The organism is Flavobacterium luteum, from assembly GCF_008806775.1.
Classification (GTDB): domain Bacteria; phylum Bacteroidota; class Bacteroidia; order Flavobacteriales; family Flavobacteriaceae; genus Flavobacterium; species Flavobacterium luteum.
In genome coordinates this window covers 152482-176265 of sequence record NZ_WAEM01000005.1, presented here as the reverse complement: position 1 = coordinate 176265, position 23784 = coordinate 152482, and the positions used below count along the sequence as shown (strand labels likewise).

Here is a 23784-nt window from a genome sequence, read left to right as displayed (position 1 = left end):
ATAAAAAAAGGGCGAGAATTAAATCTTACCCTTTCTTTCCCAAAGAACGAATTTAAATCTTATCTTTTTATTATTCGTAAAGATTTTACATTATCCCCTTGTGATACAACAACATTGTATACGCCTGATGGATAATTAGCGCCTATCTCTTTAGTGCTTAATTCCGTTACTGTCGCCTTACGAACTTCTAGTTGTCGTCCTATCATATCATATACTTTCAGCTGAACCAAATCATCGCTTGAACTCTCGATGTCTAAACTAAAGTGTGAGGCAAATGGATTCGGGAATGCTTTTACGTTAAAAATACTTTCTTTTTCTAGTGAATCAGACATTCTTGAAATTGGAGTGGTAACAATACAAGAATCTCTGTAAGCTGTAAATGCAGTAGCAAGTCCTTTTGATCTTACAGTTATTGTATATGCTGTATTAAAAACACCTCCTCCTGGAAATTGACTTAGTCTAAACCAAGAAGCGCTAGAAGGTATAACAACAGTGGTAACACCATCAGTAACGTTAAACTCATATTGAGTTGCTAAGTATACAGGACTTGCCTGAATGGCATCTGTGATATAATTCAATGTTTTACCACACTGCATTGGTCTAATTTTAGTGGTTGTAACTAGTGGTTCAGAAGGTGCTGTAACAATACAGGCATTACCAAAAGCTTGATAAATTCCCCCAATTTTAGCTTTCACTTTTACTGAATACGATTTTCCATAAACTAATCCTCCAGTTATTAAAGTTGCTGGAAAAAAGTAATAGTTTGAAGTAACTATTGTATTAACAACGCTGTTGTCTACTCTTGTTACTTCAAATGTATATTCAGTAGCTCCTACTAGAGGGCTAGCCTGAATAGCAGATGTTAAATAACTCAATGTTTTTCCACATTGTATAGGACGTACCTGCGTAATGGCTCCATTCGAGCCACTAGTCGCCGTCCACTTGGCAAACAAGGTAACATCAGTAGCACCCATGGTATAACTGGCACTATTAGCATAGGCTACTGTGCCAACGCTGGTAGTTGCCCAGCCGGAAAAGGTATAACCGGTGCGGGTAAAGGCATTGGTCCTTAAATTTGCCGAAACATTATAATCAATGGTTTGTACTGCCATGCTTCCTGAACCTCCATTGGCATCGAAAGTAACATTGTAATTATTGAGATAATTTGTGGAAGGACAAGAATTACCTACACTATTTACAGCTCGTATCATAATTAAACTTGGCACATTTGCCAAACCGTTTATGGTTAAAGGACTCGTAGTATCTGCTGGAGACAAAGCCGTCCAAGTAGTACTATCATTAGTAAAATATTCATAATTGGTTATTGCTGGAGCCAATAAGGATCCTGATTGCGTGAATTGAATAGTAGTAGTTGTACCACTAAAAGATGCCTCAGTAATTAGGGGTGCATCGGCCACCAGAGAAAAACTACTTGTCATTACACGGTTACTTGTACCAGTTGCAGCCACCGCCACAAAATGACCGTTGCCATAAGTGATACTATTCCAGTAATTATTCTCCGCAGAGGCTCTTATTGTCCAAGTAAAGCCGTCAAAACTTGTCATTACACGATTACCTGAACCACTACTAGACACCGCCGCAAAAAGCCCATTTCCATAAGAAACACTGTTCCAGTTATTATTTGCTGCAGAAAGTCTTGCTGTCCAGATAATTCCATCAGGACTTGTCATGACACTCGAAGTCGATCGAGTATAAGCCACTGCTACAAAGAGTCCTTTACCATAGGTAATACTTCGCCATTTAAGATCAACCGCAGAGGTTCTTACTGTCCAGTTAATTCCATCTGGGCTGGTCATTACTCGATTACCAAAACCAGTTTGTCCGATTGCTACAAAGAGTCCATTGCCATAAGTAATCCCAAACCAGTCGTTGTCCACCGGAGAGGATCTTGTCGTCCAGTTGATACCATCAGGGCTTGTCATAACGCGGTTACCTACACCACTGAAAGCCACAGCCACAAAGAGACCATTACCGTAAGTGACGCTCAACCAATTATTATCCGCTGCAGAGGCTCTTGCCGTCCAATTGATGCCATCTGTGCTTGTCATTACACGGTTACCCACTCCACTAATTGCAACAGCCACAAAAAGTCCATTACCATAGGTAATGCCAAACCATTCGTTATCCGCCGGAGTAGTTCTTGCCGTCCAGATATTCCCATCAGAGCTAGTCATTACTCCATTTCCAGAAGAACTGCCACCCACCGCCACAAAGAGCCCATTGGCATAAATAATACCATTCCATGAATTATCTACTGGGTTAGTTCTTGATGTCCAATCCATACCTGGATGATTAGAATTCGAAGGCTTTAGAGTAACTGTAGCCGAAGGTGTTCCTTTACCTAAATCGTTAACTGCTCTGATTTTTACTTGATAGGAAGTACAATTAGTTATGCCACTATTTATAATTATTGGACTCTCCTTTATTACCGTAGTGGGAGTAACCCAATTGATTCCATTATCAATTGAATACTCATAATTGGTAATTGTAGAGTAACCAATGCTTGACGGTTCAGAGAACTGTATCATACCACCTGTATTTATGGGTGTTACCACTAAATTAGTGGGTTCATTTGGAACTTGTGCCTGAGCAGCAGAGAAAGACATGAACACTACCATTAAATTAATTTTAGTGTACATTTGTAATTTTACAATCATTTGTATCTTTTTTAAAAAATCAGCAACAAAGTTACGTGACCAAACTATAAGGGATTTTGAAGGATAGTTAATGCCATTAAAATAGATTAGAATGCCGTCTTTTTGACAAAAAGTTATAGCTTTCAAAGTGAAAAATAAAACACATCGCAAGATTATTGTAGGCATGCCACCGTTTTGACAAGTCATGCCGTTATTTTAACTACAAGGAATGGGTATTACGAATCAGGAAATGTTGTTTCTTTGTCAAGCAAGAACTCCTTTTGCAACTCCTTGCAGTTGAATATCTAATTCAAGAGAACATGCTGATTAATTTTTTGACTTTAATAACAGGTATTCTGGGTTTAATCACCACAGCCATTGCCGTATTCAGATACAAAGCCAACCCGCTTATCAACAAGTATCTGATTGTGCTCCTTAGCGTCCTTTCCGTTCGATTTCTGCTTCGCGGCTTTTCGGTGTATCTCCATAAAATTCCAGTCGAAATACTTACCAGTACCAATGTATTTATGGTGATATTGATGGGCGCTTGTACGCATTTATACTTTAGGGATTTGGTTTATAGTAAAAAATGGCGTAGTAAAGATGCCATCTACCTCATAGTGCCTTTCGTAGTAGTACTGCTCCATGTATTGAATGTCCAACAACAGTATGAGAACGCTTCCACCATCCGAATGGTCTATGTGGCCTTATTGATAGTGTGTGTCGCAACTTATAATTTTCTTAGCTACCGATTGTTGCGCAATACCATTTGGTCAAAAAAAAGTGAGGCTCCTTTGCTTGCCAAGCAAACCAAAGCAATCAAGAACTGGACTTTATACCTTTATGCTGCCATAGTAATGCTTGGATGGATGATTATCCTAGTCTTCATAACCAATGGTTTTAATTACAACAGCAATGGAAATAGTTATCAAATAAGCATTGCAGCCCTTTTTTGGTTGGCTTTTTTCATTAAACTGCTGGCAACACCTGAACTTTTGTATGGATATGATTTCATGAAAATAAAAATAGAGGCCTACAAAAAAGCGGATGTCGTTTTAAATGCTATCTGGATTTTAGACACAAAACCAGAGATAACCAACCAAAAAGACCTCAAGATTACTAGAAGCGTGACAACCAATCTAAACAACTATATCCACCAAATAGAAAGCCTGTCTTTTCATACCAATACTTTTAGAAATCCTGAGATAACGGTAGAAGATTTTGCCCAAAAACTAAACCTTCCTAAAGTACATTTGCTGTATGTTTTTAAATACCACTGCGCCATTACCTTTGTCGACTATAAAAAAATGGTTCGTATCCATGATGCAACCAAACTGCTGGAAACTGGTTTTTTGAAATCCAGCACCATGGAATCGCTTGCCATGGAAGTAGGCTTTTCATCTTATAAGCCTTTTTTTAACAGTTTTAAATCCATCACTGGAACAACTCCACAAGAGTATTACAAAAATTTAAACTAAACCACTATCTACCCGAAGTCAATAGATTTGGTTTTGCAGACTGAAAGTCTACCAAGGTTGAAAACAAAAAATCAAATCGCTAATTCGCAAATTTAAAGACTTAAAAGCAGAAGAACTAATTTGCGAATTAGTGTACATGTTTTTAGAATCTGAAAGGAAAATACACTAAAAGTGTATCGTTTCAACTATTTTTGAGACCAATGAAATAAACTGTGGGTAGTAATTGTCAAAATTTAAGACGTTATCTAAAAAGGGATTAAAATTGTTAAGGACTAAAAACAATTCTAAAATCGATTCTTAAACGAAAAGTCTTGTCCTATTTGGTTTTTGCCAAAAAACCGCTCCTTTTGGGTAGTGCTTTATATCTATGGACGACTAGGTTATACTTTCGTTTAACCTTTTGTAAAAATTTGAGATTGTTCTTTAGTAAAACCGTGAATTTGTAAATCAATTTGTTTACCCGTAATTCCCAGCGTAAAACCTAAAATTCCAATCACCATCGCCTAATCTATTCTCATGGAGATTCATTCTTAATTATGGGTATTCTTTTATTAAACTTTCTAACCATTCTTAAGCATTTGTTAAGACGTATTCAATAGTATCTGCTTTGTTTTCAGAACTTGAATTAAACATCATCATCATTTTAGTTTTTAATAACCTGTAAACGTATAGCTTATGCTATAAAAAAAGTGGTAATGTACGTTAGCTGTGGTTTACTATAATTAATTCATCTCGTTTGATAAGTTATAGCCTTAAAATCCAGTACTTTTCTTAGTATTATCGTTAGTCGTTATGCCCTACAACCCGACCTTTAAGTAATTTGCCATTGAATATTTTTCCGAAAGAAGAATACCCTTGATAACTCATTGCTTTTTCGTTTCCTGAAATCATACAAAGACAAATTTCATTATCTGCGGGGTCACGTACAACTTTATATCGTGCTAAATATTGCTCACCGTTGTAGTTGGTTTGTTCAATGATGTTCCCTAAAAAAATAGATTTACCGTCAGCATCCATGAAAGGCACATCGCCTACTAATGACTTTACCAAAGTCGGTTTTTCTTGTTTTATTGTGGTTTTTGTTTCCATATACAATTGATATCAACTTGACAAATTCGTTTTCAAAAGTCCCGCCAGAAAGCAATGCCGTAAATTATTATGCTGCACTCTCTCATTGTAAAACTAGGCGTGTTTTTATATCGAATAGATTCATTCTGCGAAATACTACTTTTAAAATTACTCCTGAAATAGCGTCTTTTTATTTCCCATGTTTCGAGATACGATTCCCTGTTTTTGAGATATGATTTCTTAAATTTCCTAATGAATGGGCTCGTAAAAATAGAAAACAAACAAAGAAACAAACAAACAAACAAACAGTTCCTCAAAAAGGAGAGCGTAGGTATGAAACTCTTTACAGATAATGCCTAGCAGGGCATATTCATCAAAAATAAGCTTTGATTGCAGTCTTATATTCGGATTTTTTGGAGTTTAATAGAGGATTTCCAGCTTTTGAGAGGTGATTTCCAGCTTTTGAGATGTATTTTTTCTGAAACGGTTGCAATTATTGTGGTACTTTGCAGTCGGTTTTTTAATTTAAGTAAGAGAAGTAATTGTAGGTCTTCCTTTTTAAAATATTTCGGCTTATGCTCAGCAACATAATATTATTTGTTACCGCCGTACTAGGATTTTTGTCCACTGCCTTAATCTTTGGTAAAAATAAATATCAGGAACATTCGCTCATCAATAAATACCTGATTGCAATTACCACAAGCAATGCAATACGATTCTTGTTTCATGGTATTGCACAAGCCTACCCAGAACTGGATATAAGTAAATTTGTAACCGTGCTCGATGTAGGCGTTATCATGCTGATGCCCTCCTTTTATCTCTATTTTACGAATATTATATACGAAAGCAAGTTCGAGCTTGGTAATTTGTTGCATTTTATAGTGCCTTTTTTGTTGGTCAGCTTATTTCTCACGTTTCTTTATATAAATCCTAACAAAGCCGATGGGGTTAAAAAACTGTTTTTCTTTGTAATCATTTTATTCTACAGCCTCTATACTATTTTCGGATTTATGATACTCTATAAACACGTATGGCGACGAAAAACCTATATCAACGCTATTCAAAAACAAAATAAGTTGATAAAAAAATGGAGCATCTTTCTGTATGTTTCTTTTGTATTAATTTTTTTAATTCGCTTGACTATCATCATTATAAACTATAATCAAGGTACATCCAGAGACAATTACCTTTGGATAACGGCATTGGTTTGGATGGTTATTTTTGTAAAAATCATCCTTAGCCCTGAAATCCTTTACGGATATAACGTATTAAATAAAACCATTGATGCAGCCACTGAAAGGTTAGCTCTCAGCAGTGTATGGAATTTGGAAAGTAGGGTGCTGCCTATTACTAGTGAGAAGGATAGAAAACTAGATGAAAAAATAAAACCCTTGCTCCTAGAATATTTGCATCAAATGGAAGAGTTTTCTTTTCATACAAATGCTTTTCGAAATCCCGATTTGAGTCCAGAGGACATTGCTGTTGCGTTAAAAATTCCTATCAGCCATATCTACTTTATTTTAAAATTTCATTGCAACGAGAGTTTCACCGATTATAAAAAGATTGTACGCATTCACGATGCTACCAAATTACTCGAACACGGCTACCTCAACGACCATAAAATAGAATCGCTTGCTACCACAGTGGGGTTTACGTCCTACAATACCTTTAGTATTGCTTTTAAAAACATTACGGGAGTAACGACTCAGGAGTACGTGAAGCGGTTTTAATTGTGTTATACGTAATACTATTTTTACTTGACAAGAGCAGTTCATCACTTCATCAAGACGCGACTATTATTTTACCACGGTTAATCAAGTAACTTACCGCGTTAAATTAAATGATTTACCACGGTAACTTATGCAATTTACCGCGGTAATTTTTTTGCTTGGTCCGTATGAATGCGTATCTTTGTCGGAACGAGCAAAAAATAACTTCTTCACCTCCTAGAATTATGGCTATTACTATTACCCCTATTGGGAAAACCAATCCCGTAAATCCTAGTGCTTCTATGCTGTATTATCCCAAAGTTACCAAAACGGGAGAAGTAGATTTAGAAGAACTTTCGGAACAAATTGCCTATGGCTCTTCCTTAACTCAAGCCGATTGTTATGCGGTTGTTATTAGCTTGGTTGCAATGGTTTCTAAAGAATTAGAGGCGGGGAAAATTGTACGACTTGGGCAATTAGGTGCTTTTCAAATTAGTGTCAAAGGAACCGCTAGTGAAACTCCCGAAGCCGTGTCTCCAAAAAATGTACGTAGTGCTTCGGTTATTTTTAGACCGGGCAAGAAGTTTAAGGCCATGCTTAAAGATTTGCGTTTTATTAGAAAAGGAAAATAGTATTTGAGGTAAAGATAAAATGCTTTCTTGCGCTGCATAAACATCTTTTAAAATTTGAAAGGTTGATGCGCTAAAATACCAAGTTTTAATACCACTGTATTTTAATAATCCATAATATATAATTAAACCTCTATGGAGTAAAATTCCATAGATTTGGTTTTGCAGACTGACAGGCTGCCAGGCTGAACTTTATAATTAAATTCGTAAAATTTCACCGCAGATTCACAGATTTTAAAAATGATTTAAAAATCTGTGAATCTGCGGTGAAAAAACATTTTCAGAACCTGAAAGGGAAATGCACTAAAGTGCATAGTTTTAACTATTTTTGGGACCAATAAATCTTAAAGACCGAATGATTTATTCGGTAAGTGATACTTTAGTATTAGTAGAAGTTGTTTCGGCAATGGGTCATTATTCTGATAAATAACCTTTATATAACGTAAACAATAGATTTCAACCAAAAAATTAAAAAAACTAGACTCTTTTCTTTATCAATAAAAAAGGCGCAAGAATTGAATCTTGCGCCTTTTGTGTTTACAGGAATAAAACCATTTCGAATAAATTTTCTATATTTGTTTTATGAAGAAATCGGTTTTGTGTATTGGAGCAACGCTAGTGGATGAGTTGTATTTTTGTGAACAGCATTGCATTCCCAGCACCTCTAATCCTGCGACTAAAACCTCGAGTATAGGTGGTGTTATTAGCAATATTGCACAGCATTTAGGATTGTTACAACTTCATCCTTCACTAATAACCGCACTAGGGGCAGATGCTGATGCGGCGTATATTACCAAAAGTTTAAACCAAAAAGGCATTGTGCTAGCCCATTCTGTTTATGCTAATGACTGTACTGGAAAATACATTTCCATTATGAATCCTGACGGAAATCTGGTGGTAGCGGTTTGTCAAGACATTAGTAGCACATACCTCACCCCCGATTTCTTGGAGTCTAAATCGCACTTTATTAAAGCCTTTGACTTGGTGATCCTCGACACCAATATCCCTATAGCAAGCATACAGTGGTTGATTGATTTTGCTAAAACGCACCGACAAAAACTAATTATTGAACCTGTTTCGGTGGCTAAAGCCTCCAAGCTGGCGGCATTGGATTTAGAAGGCGTTTTTATGATTACACCTAATGAAGACGAGCTTAGAGCCATGGCTACTGGAGACACGACCGATGAGTTGGCTCTTGTGCAAAGCTTATTCCTTAGAGGCGTGCAACAGGTCTGGATTAGAAAAGGAAAACAAGGATCGATTATTTACACCGCCACTCAATCGTTGGCATTGCAAGTTCCTGAAATTAGCATTAGCGACAGCACCGGTGCTGGTGATGCAGCCTTAGCGGGATGGGTTTTTGGCTTTCTTAATCACGAAAACGAAGAAACTTGCCTGCAATTGGCACATGCCTTAGCGATAGAAGTATTACAAATTAAAGGAGCAGTACTGCAGCACCTAAACAGTGAATATTTATACCAAATTAAAAACACCTATTATAATGAACACCTCTAATTTTATAGTCCTAAGTCCAGAAGTGCAACATGCTTTAGACAACAATTTACCCGTTGTGGCCCTTGAATCTACTATTATCTCCCACGGAATGCCTTGGCCACAAAATGCCATCACAGCAAAGTCAGTAGAGGATGAAGTGCGTAAACAAGGTGCTGTACCGGCTACCATTGCCATTAAAGAGGGAAAATGCTTGGTGGGATTATCGTCAGAAGCTATTGATTATTTTGCTCAGGCACAAAACGTTTGGAAAGTGAGTTTGAGAGACATGCCTTATGTTATTGCTCAAAAACTCCCTGGTGCAACAACCGTTGCGGCCACTATGCGAATTGCTGCCATCGCAGGTGTCAAAATATTTGCAACCGGAGGTATTGGAGGGGTACATCGTGGTGCTACAGCAACGATGGACATCTCAGCTGATTTAACTGAAATGGGGCAAACCAATGTAGCGATTGTAGCTGCAGGTGTCAAATCTATTTTGGATATTGGCTTGACCTTAGAATATATGGAAACGCTTGGTATTCCTGTGGTTACCTATGGTCAGGACGAGTTTCCTAGTTTTTATTCGTCTAAAAGTGGGTTTGATTCCCCTTTGAGATTGGATTCTGCAACTGCGATTTCCGATTTATTGAAAGCCAAATGGGGGATGCAATTGGATGGCGCCGTGTTGATTGCGAATCCTGTACCAACTGAGTTTGAGATGGGTCAAGATGCCATAGAACAGTACATCCTAAACGCATTGGAAGCCGCCAATCAACAAAAGGTAAAAGGCAAAGAAGTAACACCATTTATACTGAAATATATTGCTGATCATACCAAAGGCGAAAGCTTAGAGACCAATATTGCCTTAATTAAAAACAATGCGAGGTTAGCGGCTCAAATTGCGGTTGCGCATTGTAAGTAACAGCGTTTGGATTTTTGCTTCTAGAACTCTGTCGCTAAAACAATTGGATGCCTTTTCTATACAAAAATCAGCCCTAAACTGAAGTTTAGGGCTGTTTACAGATTGGCTATGGTATTTTTTATACCGATTATGTATTGCTTCGGCTGTTCACTAGCGATCGGGTCAATATAGTCAATAATAGATGGACTATATTCATACTATATCGGCATTACACCATAAACTTTTAGATTATTTTACAAATGTTATTGGTATTATTTTTTTAGAGGTTTTTTTAGGACCAGAATGGTTTTAACAAGTTATCTTGAATAATTTGGCGCTTCTTTAGTAATGGTCACATTATGCGGATGGCTCTCGTTGATACCACTAGCAGTAATACGCACAAAACGACCTGTTTCTTGTAAAGTAGGAATGTCTTTAGAGCCGCAATAACCCATTCCTGCACGAAGACCACCGATGAATTGCTGCATGCTTTCGTTTAGTTCTCCTTTATAAGGCACACGACCTACAATGCCCTCAGGAACCAGTTTCTTGACATCGTCTTCTACATCTTGAAAATAGCGGTCTTTAGATCCGTCTTCCATCGCCTCAATTGAACCCATTCCGCGATAAGATTTGAATTTTCTTCCTTCAAAAATGATAGTTTCTCCAGGTGATTCCATAGTTCCGGCTAAAAGAGAACCGAGCATCACACAATCTGCTCCGGCAGCGATAGCTTTAGGAATATCACCAGTATAACGAATTCCACCATCTGCAATAACGGGAACCCCTGTGCCTTTGATGGCAGCAGCCACTTCTAATACCGCAGAAAATTGTGGAAAACCAACTCCCGCAACAATACGAGTGGTACAAATAGAACCAGGTCCGATTCCTACCTTTACCCCATCGGCACCATTTTCTACTAGGAATTTAGCTGCTTCTGGAGTAGCTATATTTCCTACTATTACGTCTATTTGAGGAAATTTTGCTTTCACTTCTTTCAAAACATTGACAACGCCTTGTGTATGTCCATGTGCTGTATCAATAATAATAGCATCGACTCCCGATTTTACTAATGCTGCAGCTCTATCAACCGCATCAGCAGTGACACCAATTGCAGCAGCAACTCTCAAACGTCCGTAAACATCTTTGTTAGCAATGGGTTTTTGAGTAAGCTTCGTAATGTCTCTAAAGGTAATTAGACCTACTAATTTATAATCGGCATTCACGACAGGAAGTTTTTCTATTTTGTTGCCTTGCAGAACCACTTCAGCTTGCTCTAAGGAAGTACCTTCGGCAACGGTAACCAAGTTTTCGCTGGTCATTACCTCAACAATAGGTCTAGCATTGTTTTTTTCGAAACGCAAATCTCTATTGGTCACAATTCCTTTTAATATTTGATTTTCATCGACAATTGGAATACCGCCAATACCATATTCTTTCATGGCATTTTTAGCATCGGCTACTGTTGATGTTAGCGGTAAAGTAACAGGATCGATAATCATTCCCGATTCGGCCCGTTTTACTTTACGTACTTTAGCAGCTTGTTGCTCGATAGTCATATTTTTATGCAAAACACCAATACCTCCTTCTTGCGCCATAGCAATTGCCATCGAGCTTTCGGTTACGGTATCCATAGCGGCGGATACGATGGGAACGTTAAGGGTGATGTTTCTGGAGAATTTAGATTGGATACTCACTTCTCGTGGAAGTACATTCGAGTAATTAGGAACTAATAGTACATCGTCATAGGTTAAACCTTCTCCGACTATTTTAGTATTGTGTGCGATCATTGCAATTTGTAGTTGTAGTTAAATTGCGTGCAAATATAGTGAAAATGTAGTTATTAAATAGTAATTGGCGTTCGATTTTGAAAATTTAATACTAGATGCTATTTTAATTAGCCCAGATGGAAATGAAAATCATTTTATTGAAAAACCCTATTTTTTGTTGGGCTAAAAAAGCGACCAAGGGAAGCTCTTTTTAGTACTTACAAAAAAAGAGTTTTTGATAAAATATTTGGAATGGACAGCTGGAGATTGCTCCTAATGAAACTCACTAAATAATTTTGTTGCCTGTATATATGCCTTTTCGAAATGCGTTGGACTTGTATTGGTTTGCTCATTAATAGTAGTAAAATAGGATAATAACTTCTCGGTAGGCATGTTTCCTGTCAATTTATTGGTAGCCATAGGACAGCCACCAAAACCTTGTATGGCTCCATCAAATCGACGGCAACCCGATGTATAAGCGGCTTCTACTTTTTCGAGCCATTTATCAGGAGTCGTGTGTAAATGTGCTCCAAATTCTACAGTTGGATATTTCGTAATTAAATGTGAAAATAAATAGGTAATCACTTCTGGTGTCGAACTTCCAACTGTATCCGAAAGGGAGAGTATTTTTACGCCCATATTTGCTAAATTTTCTGTCCACTCCCCTACTATATCAACATTCCAAGGATCACCATACGGATTTCCAAAACCCATGGACAAATATGCTACAACCTCTTTATTGTTTTTATAGGCAATTTCAAGAATCTCCATTAAAGCAATTGTAGATTGAGCAATGGTTTTATGGGTATTTCGCATTTGAAAATTCTCAGAAATAGAAAAAGGAAATCCTAAATATTGAATTGCTGCATGCTCTGAAGCTAATTTTGCCCCTTGAGTATTGGCTATAATTGCCAATAATTTACTAGTGGTTTGTGATACATCTAATTGAGATAAAACCTCTCTAGTATCTTGCATTTGAGGAATGGCTTTAGGAGACACAAAGCTTCCGAAATCTATTGTATCGAAACCAACGTCTAGTAATGATTGAATGTAGGCTACTTTCCTTTGAGTAGGAATAAAGGCTTTTATACCTTGCATGGCATCACGTGGACATTCAATGATTTTTATTGGTTTCATAACAAGTCAAAGATAGCAAAGAATTAGTTTTTATACTCTTTCTACTATTTTTTTGTTTATGGCTTTTACTAAAGCAGGCCCTTCATAAATAAAACCGGTATACAATTGAATTAGGCTCGCTCCAGCATCTAATTTTTCAATGGCATCTTCTGGAGAATGAATGCCTCCTACTCCAATAATAGGGAAGGCTTTATTGCTTTTTTCGGATAAAAATCGGATGACTTCAGTAGACCGTTTGGCTAATGGCTTTCCTGACAAACCACCTGTTTCAGTTCTATTTTCAGATTGCAACCCTTCACGAGAAATCGTAGTATTTGTAGCAATTACTCCTGCAATTTTGGTTTGCTTTACAATATCAATGATGTCCAACAACTGATCGTCTGTCAAATCGGGAGCAATTTTTAATAGGATGGGTTTTTGCTTTAGTTTTTTTACATTCTTATTTTGCAATGTTTGCAGCAATTGTGTCAACGGTTCTTTGTCCTGTAAGGCACGCAGATTGGGAGTGTTGGGTGAACTCACATTCACTACAAAATAATCGACATAGTCGTATAAGGCATCAAAACAAATTTCATAATCGGAGGTAGCTTCTTCGTTTGGAGTGAGTTTATTTTTTCCGATATTACCTCCTATCAAAATACCGTTATTTTGTTTTAAACGTTCGACTGCCTTTTGCACCCCGCCGTTGTTAAACCCCATTCTATTGATGATAGCGGAATCTTCTTTAAGACGAAATAATCTTTTTTTAGGATTTCCCTCTTGCCCTTTTGGGGTTAGAGTTCCAATTTCTATAAATCCGAAACCAAAATTTGATAATTCTTTGTATAAGGTTGCATCTTTATCAAAACCGGCAGCAAGCCCTACAGGGTTTTTAAATTTTAAACCGAAAACTTCTGTTTCTAATCGTTTGTCGTTGACAAGATACATTGCCTTGAATAATGAAGAAAAACCAGGAATACTTGATAAAAAACGTATTAATGAAAAAGTAAAATAGTGGACTTTTTCAGGGTCAAACTTGAAAAGAATTGGACGAATGAATAATTTGTACATAGCAGTTGTGTTGTATAATGCAAAAATAGAATTATCCTTTTAATTTTATTATGATTCTAACTAATTTAAAGTAGATTTAAATTTTAAGATGCTTTTATACACAGGAAATACTTTTGCTTAATTCAATAAATTAATATCTCTGATTTTTTGTTAATTTTTAATATCTTTGAAACACTTTATCATAAATCAATGCTACTATTAATAGCTTATTGCTTAGAAACAAATAATAGATTTTTACTAATATAATTCACCTAAAACGCTCAAAACATGAAAACAATTAAATTATCTCTAAGTGTAGTTTGTCTCTTTTTCACATTTAATACCTATTCTCAAGATACACCGACGACTATCAAACAAAACAAATTAAACACTACAATAGGACTGGGCTTGGGACTTGATTATGGTGGAATTGGAGCCAATATTTTGTATTACCCTGTAGATCAAATTGGACTTTTTGGAGGTGTAGGATATGCTTTTGCAGGTGCTGGATTCAATGTAGGTGCAAAATTTAGATTAAATGCAAAAAAAGAGTCTCCAAAAATAGGTCCTTACCTTATAGGAATGTATGGCTATAATGCAGCAATAGCTGTAAAAAATGCCTCAAAGTTTAACAAACTATTTTACGGCCCAACTTTTGGATTTGGAGTCGATTTCAAACCAAAAAATAAAGATAGAAATGGGTATTGGTCATTAGCCTTATTGGTACCTATAAGAAGTTCTGATGTAAACCAATACATCGATGATTTAAAAAACAAAGAAGGAATTGAATTTGAAAACGAGTTATTGCCCATAGGATTTTCGATAGGCTATCGCATCAAAATTGATTGATTCTAGTTTTTAATTGAGTTATTCAAATAGTACCATCGAACAAACTATTAATTTCATACTATGGAAAAAAAATCGCTTTTGAAATCAGCCCTATTAACGTTGGTTATTGTAATTTTTGTAATTGGTAGCTGGGAAATATACCTTAGAAATAAAGGAATACCTATTAGTTATGATGATGGCCCGCCTTTGTGGGCAAATAATAGAGCAATGGTTTATGAGCCTCTTGACGATGCAGTAGTCTTTATTGGTTCATCAAGAATAAAATACGATTTAGACATTCCAACTTGGCAAAACAAAACTAATATTCATGCTGTACAATTAGCAGTAGAAGGAAGTAATCCAAGACCTGCATTAGAAGATTTAGCCAATGACCCTAATTTTAAAGGGCGACTCATTGTAGACGTCACGGAAGGACTATTTTTCTCGAAATCTGGACCACTTGATAAAACCCTTAACGAAAATATCAAATACTTTCATGATAGAACTCCAGCACAAAAAATCAGTTTCTTCTTAAATAAACCATTAGAATCACAATTTGTTTTTCTAAACAAAGATTACTTTTCGCTTAACGCAAAATTAGATGAACTCGAAATTCCGAGACGTGCTGGTGTTTTTATGATGCCATTATTTCCCATTGAGTTTAGTCATAACACCTTTGAAAGACAAATGTTTATGACTCCAGAATTTGTAGTTGATACTGTTTTACAAAACAAAGTCAAAGCCAATTGGGCTTTTTTTGCAAGCTTAGGAAAAGGTGCGCCACCAATGCCAACAGCAGAATTAGATGCCATATTTAAATCTGTAAAAGTAGCAACTGACAAAATAAAAGCGCGTGGCGGAGAAGTGCTTTTTGTACGAACACCATCAAGTGGTGTTTATTTACAAGGTGAAAAAATAGGTTTCCCTAGAGAAAAATACTGGGATAAATTATTGACTTATACGAATTGTCCTGGAATACATTTTCTTGATTATCCAGCTATAGATCATTTTGTTTGTCCTGAACTCTCACATTTAAGCCGACCCGACGCTATAGAATTTACAAAACATTTTATTGATATATTGGAGAAAGACAAAAATTGGAAATTGACAAACTCAAATAAATTAAATTAATCACCAAAATAGTCTAATTATGGTATTCAACTCTTACACCTTTATAGCCTTTTTTCTTATCATTCTTTTTTTACATAATCTTCCGTTGTCATGGAAAACAAAAAAAATCAACTTATTACTGGCTAGTTATATATTTTACGCTGCATGGAATCCTCCTTTTATTTTATTGTTATGGTTGTCGACAGTAATTGATTTTTTTGTAGGTAGAGCACTCTATACACAAGAAAATCATTATAAGAAGAAAATGCTCTTAATAGTAAGCTTAATTGGTAATCTTGGAATGCTAGTTTTCTTTAAATATGGGACCTTTTTACTGGAAAATTTTGTTGCACTATGCAATGCTATTGGTTTTGATTATCATCCAGCCGAACCCAACATCATACTTCCCGCCGGAATTTCATTTTACACGTTTACAACCTTATGTTATACTATTGATATGTATCAAAAAAGAAGTGAGCCTGTAAAATCATTATTGGACTTTTCTCTCTTTGTTACCTTTTTCCCCCATTTGGTTGCCGGTCCAATTGTGCGTCCACCTCAATTAGTTCCTCAGTTTGAATGGCCGCGCAAAGCTTCTTTGAAACAAATGACCGATGGATTACTATTATTAACGTTGGGATTGTTTATGAAAGTCGTACTCGCCGATAGTATGTTGTCGGCTACTGCAAACAGCGTTTTTGAATCAAAAGACCTATTACCAACTCTAGATGCTTGGATTGGAGTATTCGCTTTCTCTGGACAAATATTCTTAGATTTTGCAGGGTATTCTACTTGTGCCATTGGAGTTGCACTATGTTTGGGATTCGTTTTACCACAGAATTTCAATTATCCATATGCAGCAATAGGTTTTTCTGATTTCTGGAAAAGATGGCACATTACCTTATCAACATGGTTAAGAGATTATCTATATATTCCTTTAGGTGGGAATCGTCACGGAAAAATTAGAACCTATTTTGCCTTAATGGCAACCATGCTTCTGGGAGGGCTCTGGCATGGAGCCAATTGGACCTTTGTAGCTTGGGGAGGTTTACATGGAATTTATTTATGGATAGAACGGTATTTAAAAGACAGACGTCACGCTGCTCATAGTCACAAAGAACCTTCAGATACTATTGAAGTTCGACGTCATCCTTGGATAAGCTTTTTCTATGCCTTACTCACTTTCATGCTAATTAACATTACTTGGGTATTTTTCCGAGCAGATACTTTTGGAAAATCATGGCAATTGTTGCAATCTATGTTTGGTTTAGTTGGAGAAGGAAAAGCTTTGTTAACTACTTTGGCTATCCTCAAAGTGTCAATAATTGTTCCTCTGATTGTTTTATTTCATTGGTTCATGCGAAATACCAAGGTTTTAAATGTGGCTTATAAACTATCTTGGTTTTGGATAAGTTTAGTATGGTCAACACTTGTTTTGATGATAATATGGGCACAGGAAAGTGGCAGTTCATTTATTTACTTTCAGTTTTAATCACAACCAATTGTGATTAAAAAAATCTAAAGCAATCATTTATTTTCTTAAATTTAAAACAACTTTATACAACTGATTATCAGAATTATAAATTTAACAATTAGTTAATAAGTAAAATGAATTTCGATTCTACAATTCACTATTTATATGTAAATTTATAGTAGTAAATGGCATCTTAATTAAATTTTAGAAAACATGAAAAACTGGAAAAAACAAACAGGGGTTTGGATTGACTCCTCTGAAGCGGTCATCATCACTCTTTTTGATGGAGGCGAAAATGTTACCGAAATTAAATCTGGGATTTACTATGACGATGAAATTGATAAAGGAGCCTCTTCTAGGTACGGTCAAGAAGCTCATCACTATAAATATGGAAAACAGAATAATAATCAACTAGACCATTTTCTAGATAATGTAATATCTCAAGTTAAAGAATCAGACGAACTTTTTATTTTTGGTCCCGCTGAAACTAAAACAAAATTGCACCAAAAAATATACGATGAGCATCTTATTGATTATAGAAAACTCAAATCAGTTCAGGCTACGAATAAAATGACTCCTTCTGAGATTCTAGCCAACGTAAAAGAATTTTATAAAAACTAATATGCTTATTGCTAATTTAACAAAAATGGAAAATAGCTTTCTGAAAAAGTATAGAAATCTAATTTAAATATGCTTTTTGTAGTTCTTCAGGTTTTATACATATTGTTTATAGCAATAACAAATTATATATTTGTGCTTGAAATAAACTATATCAAATTAGATGCAACACCTAATAGACCGATTTATAAGCTACGTTATAATTGACACCGAATCTGATTCCAATTCTAATACTACACCTAGCACAAAAAAACAATTAGTCTTAGCCAATTTATTAGTAAAAGAGCTCAAAGCAATTGGAATGGCGGAAGTAACCAAAGATAAAAATGGTTACATCATGGCGACTTTACCTAGTAACATTGAGCATGTAGTACCTACCATTGGCTTTGTTTCGCATTATGATACTTCACCTGATTTTACAGGTGCGAACGTAAAACCACAAGTCATAGCAAATTATGATGGTGGCGATATCCTTTTGAATGCTGAACACAACATTATTTTATCCCCTAACTATTTCAAGGATTTATTGCAATACAAAGGGCAAACTTTAATCACTACTGATGGAACCACACTTCTTGGTGCCGATGATAAAGCAGGATTGACCGAGATAGTTTCTGCTATGGAATACTTGATTAAAAATCCAGATATCAAACACGGCAAAATAAGAGTTGGTTTTACCCCCGATGAAGAAATTGGTCGAGGAGCCGATTTGTTTGATGTAGAAAAGTTTGGAGCAGACTGGGGGTATACTATGGATGGAAGCCAAATAGGTGAATTAGAATATGAAAATTTTAATGCAGCTGGAGCCAAAATAACGTTCAAAGGAAAAAGTGTGCATCCTGGTTATGCTAAAGGCAAAATGATTAATTCGATGCTGATTGCCAATGATTTCATTAATAAACTTCCTAAAAAAGAAATTCCGCAAGAAACCAAAAATTATGAAGGCTTTTTTCATGTGAATCATCTGAGTGGAAGCATTGAAGAAACCATTTTAGAATTGATTATAAGAGATCATAATGCAAAAAAGTTCAAAAAAAGGAAAGATTTAATTCATGATATTACCAAAAAAATAAACAAAAAATTTGCTAAACAATTTGGAGAAGATATTGTTATTACTGAAATAAAAGACCAGTATTACAACATGAAAGAAAAAGTTGAACCAGTACTATTTATTGTAGATTTAGCCGAAAAAGCAATGATAGATTTAGGCATCAAACCTATCATAAAACCCATTCGAGGAGGAACTGATGGTAGTAGATTATCGTATATGGGATTGCCTTGCCCAAACATTTTTGCTGGCGGACATAATTTTCATGGTAAATACGAATATGTACCTGTTGAAAGCATGCAAAAAGCCATTGATGTGATCATAAAAATAGCGGAGTTAACGGCAACTACTGATTTCTCTGCTAATGAAAATACAAAGGATAAAAAATCAAAAAAGAAGAAATAATGATTTCCTAAATAAAAAATGCCTCTAAATTTAGAGGCATCTTTTATGAAATGAAAATAGAGACTATTTTTTGTTTAGTTCTGCGCTCATTTCCATTGAAATTGCTGAACGCTCTATTTTTAATTTTCCCGACATCGTTTCTATGACTACGCTTGTAGCAGCTAGTTCTGAAATTTTACCATGAAAACCACTTTTTGTAATGATTCTATCGCCTACTTTTAAATCAGCTTCGAATTGTTTTTCTTGTTTTGCCTTTTTTTGTTGCGGTCTAATCATAAAAAAATAAATGACTACGAACATCAGGATAAAGGGTGCGAATTGTTGAATTTGTTCCATACGTTTTTAATGTGAAGTTAATCCAGATTATTTTCTGGGTTTTGATTGAATTAAAGATTTAATTGTTAAAATTTCATTTCCTTCTAAAGTGTTGGTAGTAAGCGATACCGTTTTCATTTGTTTTCCGTTTTTCCCAGCCGAATTAAATGAAACTACAATTTTAGCCGATTTTCCTGGAGGTATCGCCTCCTTAGGATATTCAGGAACCGTACAGCCACATGACCCAACAGCCTTAGAAATAATCAAATTTGATTCGCCAGTATTTTTAAAATCGAAAACAGTTTCTACTTTTTCTCCTTGTACAACATTTCCAAAATCATGTTCTTTTGTTTTAAAAGTCATTACTGGATATTTCCCGTCTAATGGAACAATTTTAGAAGTTATTGCTTCTACTGTTTGATTTTCTTTGGCTTTCTGAGCTTCTTTTTCTTTCGCTTTAAGTGCTATTGCCGTTCCAAAATGAGTGGGTGTAGCTTCTTCTTTTTTACAAGAAAAAATTATGAGGATAAAGAATAGAAAAAAGGAAAATACAATTTTTTTCATCATCGGGCAATTTGTTTACACTACATTAAACCTCTTCCAGTTTTTTGAATTTTATTACTGGCTTGAAATTCCTTAACTAAATTGTCTAGAATTCCGTTGATAAAAATACTACTTTTAGGAGTAGAATATTCTTTAGCCACTTCTAAATATTCGTTAATGGTTACTTTAATAGGAATTGAAGGAAATTTTAACAACTCGCATATTGCCATTTTCAAAATAATAGTATCTATTTCGGCAATACGCTCGATATCCCAATTAGGGGTTTTGTCAATATATTCATTGGCTAAAGCTACTTCGTTTAAAACGGTTTTTCTAAACAAATTAGTCACAAACTCCTTATCTTCTGTGTCTTTATATAATTTAGGCACTTTAAAACTGTCATTAGGCGATTTTAGAGCACCCAATTGTTTTATTATTTGAGTATTTACTAACGGAATGTCATCAACCCATGTTAGCTTATTGTCCTCTAAATAATCATATAATTTATCGTTAGTGGCAATAACATCGGTAAAAACGGCTAGAACAAATTCCTTGTCTTCTAAGAACGATGTAGTTTTGGAAGACATGTATTTTTTGTACAAATCACTTTCTTTAATAGCCGCCAAAAGCAACAAAATATAATCGTCATTCAACGACCAATTGTTAATTTTTCGGTCTTCTAAAGCAATGCTTAATGAATTATTTTCAGCAAGAATCTTGAAAATAGCGTTATTTACAAATTTTTTATTGGGATTTCGTTCTTCTGCAGTGGCAAGATGCTTTTCTGATGATTTTTCTAAAAAAACAAGTTCTTTTTTAGCAATTTCAATCAAAGAAGAAAGCATAACCAAATATAAATCTTGAATATTTTCGATACTGAACAGCAAGAATTTTTCTTCTTTTTCTAAACTGTCAGAACCATTTTGATGCATCGCATATATGGTTTGCATCACTTTAACTCGGATATGTCTTCTATTTAACACTAGGTAAGAACTTTTATAAAAATTAGAAATCGAAATAAAAACTTTCGCAGTGCAAAAATAACAATAATATTGAAACCCGAAATTATTTAGCCCTTTCTTTTTAGCGTTAATATCGTCTTAAAAATGCGCCAAAGTTAATATGGTCCTTCTCATTATTGCTTTTAAACTCCTATATTTGCTATTGAAAATTGGCAGGAATCGTAGCATGAAAGAATTAAACTATTTAAATAAATACTTTGTCAAATACAAATACAGCTTTTTAATTGGCATTGTAACCACAATTGCAGCTCAAATTTTTTCACTATTTACTCCCAAATTAATCAGTAAATCGTTTCAAGCCATTGAAAGTCATGTAAAACAATCGGTTGTCGATTCGGCTCTTATTCAAAAAGAACTGATCCATAACATTCTTCTAATAATTGCTACGACAATAATTGCAGGTTTTCTCACTTTTTTGATGCGACAAACCTTAATTGTGATGTCACGTCATATTGAATTCGATTTAAAAAATGAAGTTTTTCGTCAGTATGAAAATCTCTCCCAAAATTTCTATAAGCAAAACCGAACAGGCGATTTGATGAATCGCATTAGTGAAGATGTCGGAAAAGTGCGTATGTATGTTGGTCCAGCGGTTATGTATACCATAAATACCTTTATTCGATTTGCCATTGTTATTGTATATATGTATAACGTCTCGCCAAGATTAACTTTATATACGTTGTTGCCATTGCCCATTTTATCATATGCTATTTTTAAATTAAGCTCCGAAATAAATATTCGAAGTACTATTTTTCAGCAATACCTTTCTAAAATTTCAAGTTTTACTCAAGAGATTTTTTCTGGAATTCGTGTGATAAAAGCCTATTCGTTAGAAAATCAGCATCAAAAGAATTTAGAGGAATTATCAAAAGAGAGCAAAGCAAAGAGTATGAATTTGGCAAAAGTGCAATCATTGTTTGGTCCTTTAATGCTCGCTTTAATTGGCGTAAGCAACTTAGTGGTGATTTATTTTGGCGGTATGATGTACATTAACGGAAGTATAAAAAGCATTGGTACCATTGCCGAATTTATTTTGTATGTAAACATGCTTACATGGCCAGTAGCCTCATTAGGTTGGGTTTCGTCATTAGTTCAAGAGGCCGAAGCTTCCCAAAAACGTATTAATGAATTTTTAAAAATACAACCTGATATTCAAAACAATCATCCTGAAAAGTCGATTATTAAAGGGACAATCGAGTTTAAAAACGTATCTTTTACGTATGATGACACCCAAATACAGGCACTTAAAAACATTACTTTTACTGTAAATAAAGGCGATACTTTAGCCATTTTAGGCAAAACAGGTTCCGGAAAATCGAGTATTATTTCACTAATAAGTCGATTGTATGATACTACCAAAGGGGAGATTTTAATAGATGGAATTCCAATTCATCAAGTAAATTTATTCGATTTAAGAAACAGTATAGGGATAGTTCCGCAGGATGCCTTTTTGTTTTCGGATACTATAAAAAACAACATCAAGTTTGGTAAAGAAAGTGCTCTAGATAGTGAAGTTATAGATGCCGCCAAGAAAGCGGCAGTTCATGACAATATTATCAATTTTAATTTGCAATACGAAACCATTTTAGGCGAACGTGGCATAACCCTTTCTGGCGGACAAAAGCAACGCGTTTCTATTGCAAGAGCCATTATTAAGGACGCGCCTATTTTATTGTTAGACGATTGTCTTTCAGCAGTAGATACCGAAACCGAAGAAATCATTCTAAATAATTTACTGGAATTTTGCAAAAACAAAACCACAATTATTGTCAGTCATCGAGTATCATCAGCAAAAAATGCTGATAAAATTATTATTCTTGATGAAGGAACAATCATCGAACAAGGTACTCATAATCAATTAATAAACCAAGAAGGGTACTACGCCGCTTTGTATTTAAAACAACTTTCAGAAAAAGAATTGACCTAAATGTTGTTTTGTAAATGTTTTTTTATCATTTTTGAAAAGGAATTAAATGTAAACAAAACGTAAATAAATTGATAGAAGGATTATGAGAGAAAATGATATGTTAGAAAAAGAAGAGATTTTTTCTAAAGTTTTAAGAGCCGGTAGACGAACCTATTTTTTTGATGTTAGAGCCACTAAAGCAGATGATTATTACATAACTATTACTGAAAGTAAAAAATTTACTGAGGAAGACGGTTCCTTTCATTTCAAAAAACACAAAATTTACTTGTATAAAGAGGATTTCACGGCTTTCTCTGAAATTCTGGAAGACATGACGGCTTATGTATTAAACCATAAAGGTGAGGAAGTAATTTCTGAAAGACACCAAAAAGATTTCAAGAAAGAATATACCAATGACTTGGCGGAAGAAGAAAACCCAAAATTAGATAAAAGCTTTACTGACATAGAGTTTGATGACATTTAATCATCAAAAAAATTAAGACCACTAAGGTCTGAAAATCAAATGATTTTCAGACCTTTTTTTATGGAATAGCTTCTAATTATTTTAAACTTGTGATAAAATTTTCATTTAAAAAAAGTGTCATAATTTTTGTGATAAAAAACCATTTTACTAAAAATTATCA

At 35.0% G+C, this 23784-nt stretch carries 20 protein-coding genes; 12 read left to right on the top strand and 8 right to left on the bottom strand.

Annotation, left to right across the window (positions count from 1 at the left end; translation table 11 throughout):
• Positions 1 to 59 precede the first annotated feature (59 nt).
• Complete coding sequence (locus F6464_RS10805) at positions 60 to 2843, bottom strand: InlB B-repeat-containing protein (RefSeq protein ID WP_225318069.1); 2784 nt, start codon at positions 2841 to 2843, stop codon at positions 60 to 62.
• 134 nt (positions 2844 to 2977) lie between these two features.
• Between F6464_RS10805 and F6464_RS10800 the strand changes: the two genes are divergently transcribed.
• On the top strand, positions 2978 to 4135 hold the full coding sequence (locus F6464_RS10800; protein ID WP_151107821.1) for a helix-turn-helix domain-containing protein: 1158 nt from the start codon (positions 2978 to 2980) through the stop codon (positions 4133 to 4135).
• Positions 4136 to 4918: 783 nt separating this feature from the next.
• Here F6464_RS10800 and F6464_RS10795 read toward each other — a convergent pair.
• Positions 4919 to 5224, bottom strand: coding sequence for a hypothetical protein (locus F6464_RS10795; protein ID WP_151107820.1), 306 nt, complete (start codon positions 5222 to 5224; stop codon positions 4919 to 4921).
• Between the two features lie 554 nt (positions 5225 to 5778).
• On the opposite strand from F6464_RS10795, the gene F6464_RS10790 reads away from it, so the two are divergent.
• The 4 genes from F6464_RS10790 (at position 5779) to F6464_RS10770 (ending at position 9957) form a co-directional block, all read left to right on the top strand.
• On the top strand, positions 5779 to 6933 hold the full coding sequence (locus tag F6464_RS10790; protein WP_151107819.1) for a helix-turn-helix domain-containing protein: 1155 nt from the start codon (positions 5779 to 5781) through the stop codon (positions 6931 to 6933).
• Positions 6934 to 7100: 167 nt separating this feature from the next.
• Positions 7101 to 7544: an HU family DNA-binding protein gene (locus F6464_RS10785; protein ID WP_151107818.1), complete on the top strand. Its 444-nt coding sequence runs from the start codon at positions 7101 to 7103 to the stop codon at positions 7542 to 7544.
• A 579-nt stretch (positions 7545 to 8123) separates the two neighbouring features.
• The gene (locus F6464_RS10775) at positions 8124 to 9056 is read left to right on the top strand and encodes a PfkB family carbohydrate kinase (RefSeq protein WP_151107817.1); all 933 of its coding nucleotides are present in this window, start codon (positions 8124 to 8126) and stop codon (positions 9054 to 9056) included.
• Entirely contained in the window at positions 9043 to 9957 is a 915-nt protein-coding gene (locus F6464_RS10770; protein ID WP_151107816.1) for a pseudouridine-5'-phosphate glycosidase, read from the top strand. The genes F6464_RS10775 and F6464_RS10770 overlap by 14 nt, the downstream gene beginning before the upstream one ends.
• 296 nt (positions 9958 to 10253) lie before the next feature.
• Here F6464_RS10770 and guaB read toward each other — a convergent pair whose 3' ends face one another.
• The 3 genes from guaB to F6464_RS10755 all read right to left on the bottom strand — a co-directional run bounded on the left by guaB (position 10254) and on the right by F6464_RS10755 (position 13892).
• Positions 10254 to 11726 (bottom strand): IMP dehydrogenase, encoded by a 1473-nt coding sequence (guaB, locus tag F6464_RS10765; RefSeq protein WP_151107815.1) that lies wholly within the window; start codon positions 11724 to 11726, stop codon positions 10254 to 10256.
• 252 nt (positions 11727 to 11978) lie between these two features.
• The gene (locus tag F6464_RS10760) at positions 11979 to 12842 is read right to left on the bottom strand and encodes a hydroxymethylglutaryl-CoA lyase (protein WP_151107814.1); all 864 of its coding nucleotides are present in this window, start codon (positions 12840 to 12842) and stop codon (positions 11979 to 11981) included.
• 30 nt (positions 12843 to 12872) lie between these two features.
• Positions 12873 to 13892 (bottom strand): quinone-dependent dihydroorotate dehydrogenase, encoded by a 1020-nt coding sequence (locus F6464_RS10755; protein WP_151107813.1) that lies wholly within the window; start codon positions 13890 to 13892, stop codon positions 12873 to 12875.
• Between the two features lie 267 nt (positions 13893 to 14159).
• Between F6464_RS10755 and F6464_RS10750 the strand changes: the two genes are divergently transcribed.
• From F6464_RS10750 to pepT, 5 genes are all read left to right on the top strand, one after another.
• The gene (locus F6464_RS10750) at positions 14160 to 14720 is read left to right on the top strand and encodes a hypothetical protein (protein WP_151107812.1); all 561 of its coding nucleotides are present in this window, start codon (positions 14160 to 14162) and stop codon (positions 14718 to 14720) included.
• Positions 14721 to 14780: 60 nt separating this feature from the next.
• Positions 14781 to 15830 (top strand): hypothetical protein, encoded by a 1050-nt coding sequence (locus F6464_RS10745; RefSeq protein ID WP_151107811.1) that lies wholly within the window; start codon positions 14781 to 14783, stop codon positions 15828 to 15830.
• A 19-nt stretch (positions 15831 to 15849) separates the two neighbouring features.
• A complete protein-coding gene (locus tag F6464_RS10740; protein ID WP_151107810.1) occupies positions 15850 to 17301 on the top strand; it encodes an MBOAT family O-acyltransferase in 1452 nt (483 codons plus the stop codon).
• Between the two features lie 195 nt (positions 17302 to 17496).
• Positions 17497 to 17904: a hypothetical protein gene (locus F6464_RS10735; protein WP_151107809.1), complete on the top strand. Its 408-nt coding sequence runs from the start codon at positions 17497 to 17499 to the stop codon at positions 17902 to 17904.
• 160 nt (positions 17905 to 18064) lie between these two features.
• Positions 18065 to 19354, top strand: coding sequence for a peptidase T (gene pepT, locus F6464_RS10730; protein WP_151107808.1), 1290 nt, complete (start codon positions 18065 to 18067; stop codon positions 19352 to 19354).
• 63 nt (positions 19355 to 19417) lie between these two features.
• Here the strand turns inward: pepT and yajC are convergent, their stop codons facing one another.
• From yajC to nusB, 3 genes are read right to left on the bottom strand one after another with little or no spacing between them, the layout of a single operon-like run.
• The gene (yajC, locus tag F6464_RS10725; protein ID WP_151107807.1) at positions 19418 to 19690 is read right to left on the bottom strand and encodes a preprotein translocase subunit YajC; all 273 of its coding nucleotides are present in this window, start codon (positions 19688 to 19690) and stop codon (positions 19418 to 19420) included.
• Between the two features lie 27 nt (positions 19691 to 19717).
• The gene (locus F6464_RS10720; protein ID WP_151107806.1) at positions 19718 to 20236 is read right to left on the bottom strand and encodes a DUF1573 domain-containing protein; all 519 of its coding nucleotides are present in this window, start codon (positions 20234 to 20236) and stop codon (positions 19718 to 19720) included.
• 17 nt (positions 20237 to 20253) lie between these two features.
• Positions 20254 to 21162: a transcription antitermination factor NusB gene (gene nusB / locus F6464_RS10715; RefSeq protein ID WP_151107846.1), complete on the bottom strand. Its 909-nt coding sequence runs from the start codon at positions 21160 to 21162 to the stop codon at positions 20254 to 20256.
• 238 nt (positions 21163 to 21400) lie between these two features.
• On the opposite strand from nusB, the gene F6464_RS10710 reads away from it, so the two are divergent.
• Positions 21401 to 23161, top strand: a complete 1761-nt coding sequence (locus F6464_RS10710) for an ABC transporter ATP-binding protein (protein ID WP_151107805.1) — start codon at positions 21401 to 21403, stop codon at positions 23159 to 23161.
• A gap of 82 nt (positions 23162 to 23243) precedes the next feature.
• Positions 23244 to 23624, top strand: a complete 381-nt coding sequence (locus tag F6464_RS10705) for a PUR family DNA/RNA-binding protein (RefSeq protein WP_151107804.1) — start codon at positions 23244 to 23246, stop codon at positions 23622 to 23624.
• The last annotated feature ends 160 nt before the right edge of the window (positions 23625 to 23784 follow it).

Excerpts from the sequence above, each read along its gene's own strand:
- F6464_RS10750 (WP_151107812.1), top strand. The coding sequence starts at position 14,160 with ATGAAAACAATTAAATTATCTCTAAGTGTAGTTTGTCTCTTTTTCACA.
- F6464_RS10705 (WP_151107804.1), top strand. The coding sequence starts at position 23,244 with ATGAGAGAAAATGATATGTTAGAAAAAGAAGAGATTTTTTCTAAAGTT.
- F6464_RS10775 (WP_151107817.1), top strand. The coding sequence starts at position 8,124 with ATGAAGAAATCGGTTTTGTGTATTGGAGCAACGCTAGTGGATGAGTTG.
- F6464_RS10770 (WP_151107816.1), top strand. The coding sequence starts at position 9,043 with ATGAACACCTCTAATTTTATAGTCCTAAGTCCAGAAGTGCAACATGCT.
- F6464_RS10800 (WP_151107821.1), top strand. The coding sequence starts at position 2,978 with ATGCTGATTAATTTTTTGACTTTAATAACAGGTATTCTGGGTTTAATC.
- F6464_RS10745 (WP_151107811.1), top strand. The coding sequence starts at position 14,781 with ATGGAAAAAAAATCGCTTTTGAAATCAGCCCTATTAACGTTGGTTATT.
- pepT (WP_151107808.1), top strand. The coding sequence starts at position 18,065 with ATGCAACACCTAATAGACCGATTTATAAGCTACGTTATAATTGACACC.
- F6464_RS10710 (WP_151107805.1), top strand. The coding sequence starts at position 21,401 with ATGAAAGAATTAAACTATTTAAATAAATACTTTGTCAAATACAAATAC.
- nusB (WP_151107846.1), bottom strand. The coding sequence starts at position 21,162 with ATGCAAACCATATATGCGATGCATCAAAATGGTTCTGACAGTTTAGAA.
- F6464_RS10795 (WP_151107820.1), bottom strand. The coding sequence starts at position 5,224 with ATGGAAACAAAAACCACAATAAAACAAGAAAAACCGACTTTGGTAAAG.
- F6464_RS10720 (WP_151107806.1), bottom strand. The coding sequence starts at position 20,236 with ATGATGAAAAAAATTGTATTTTCCTTTTTTCTATTCTTTATCCTCATA.
- yajC (WP_151107807.1), bottom strand. The coding sequence starts at position 19,690 with ATGGAACAAATTCAACAATTCGCACCCTTTATCCTGATGTTCGTAGTC.
- F6464_RS10735 (WP_151107809.1), top strand. The coding sequence starts at position 17,497 with ATGAAAAACTGGAAAAAACAAACAGGGGTTTGGATTGACTCCTCTGAA.
- F6464_RS10755 (WP_151107813.1), bottom strand. The coding sequence starts at position 13,892 with ATGTACAAATTATTCATTCGTCCAATTCTTTTCAAGTTTGACCCTGAA.
- F6464_RS10740 (WP_151107810.1), top strand. The coding sequence starts at position 15,850 with ATGGTATTCAACTCTTACACCTTTATAGCCTTTTTTCTTATCATTCTT.
- F6464_RS10785 (WP_151107818.1), top strand. The coding sequence starts at position 7,101 with ATGAATGCGTATCTTTGTCGGAACGAGCAAAAAATAACTTCTTCACCT.
- F6464_RS10805 (WP_225318069.1), bottom strand. The coding sequence starts at position 2,843 with ATGCCTACAATAATCTTGCGATGTGTTTTATTTTTCACTTTGAAAGCT.
- F6464_RS10760 (WP_151107814.1), bottom strand. The coding sequence starts at position 12,842 with ATGAAACCAATAAAAATCATTGAATGTCCACGTGATGCCATGCAAGGT.
- F6464_RS10790 (WP_151107819.1), top strand. The coding sequence starts at position 5,779 with ATGCTCAGCAACATAATATTATTTGTTACCGCCGTACTAGGATTTTTG.
- guaB (WP_151107815.1), bottom strand. The coding sequence starts at position 11,726 with ATGATCGCACACAATACTAAAATAGTCGGAGAAGGTTTAACCTATGAC.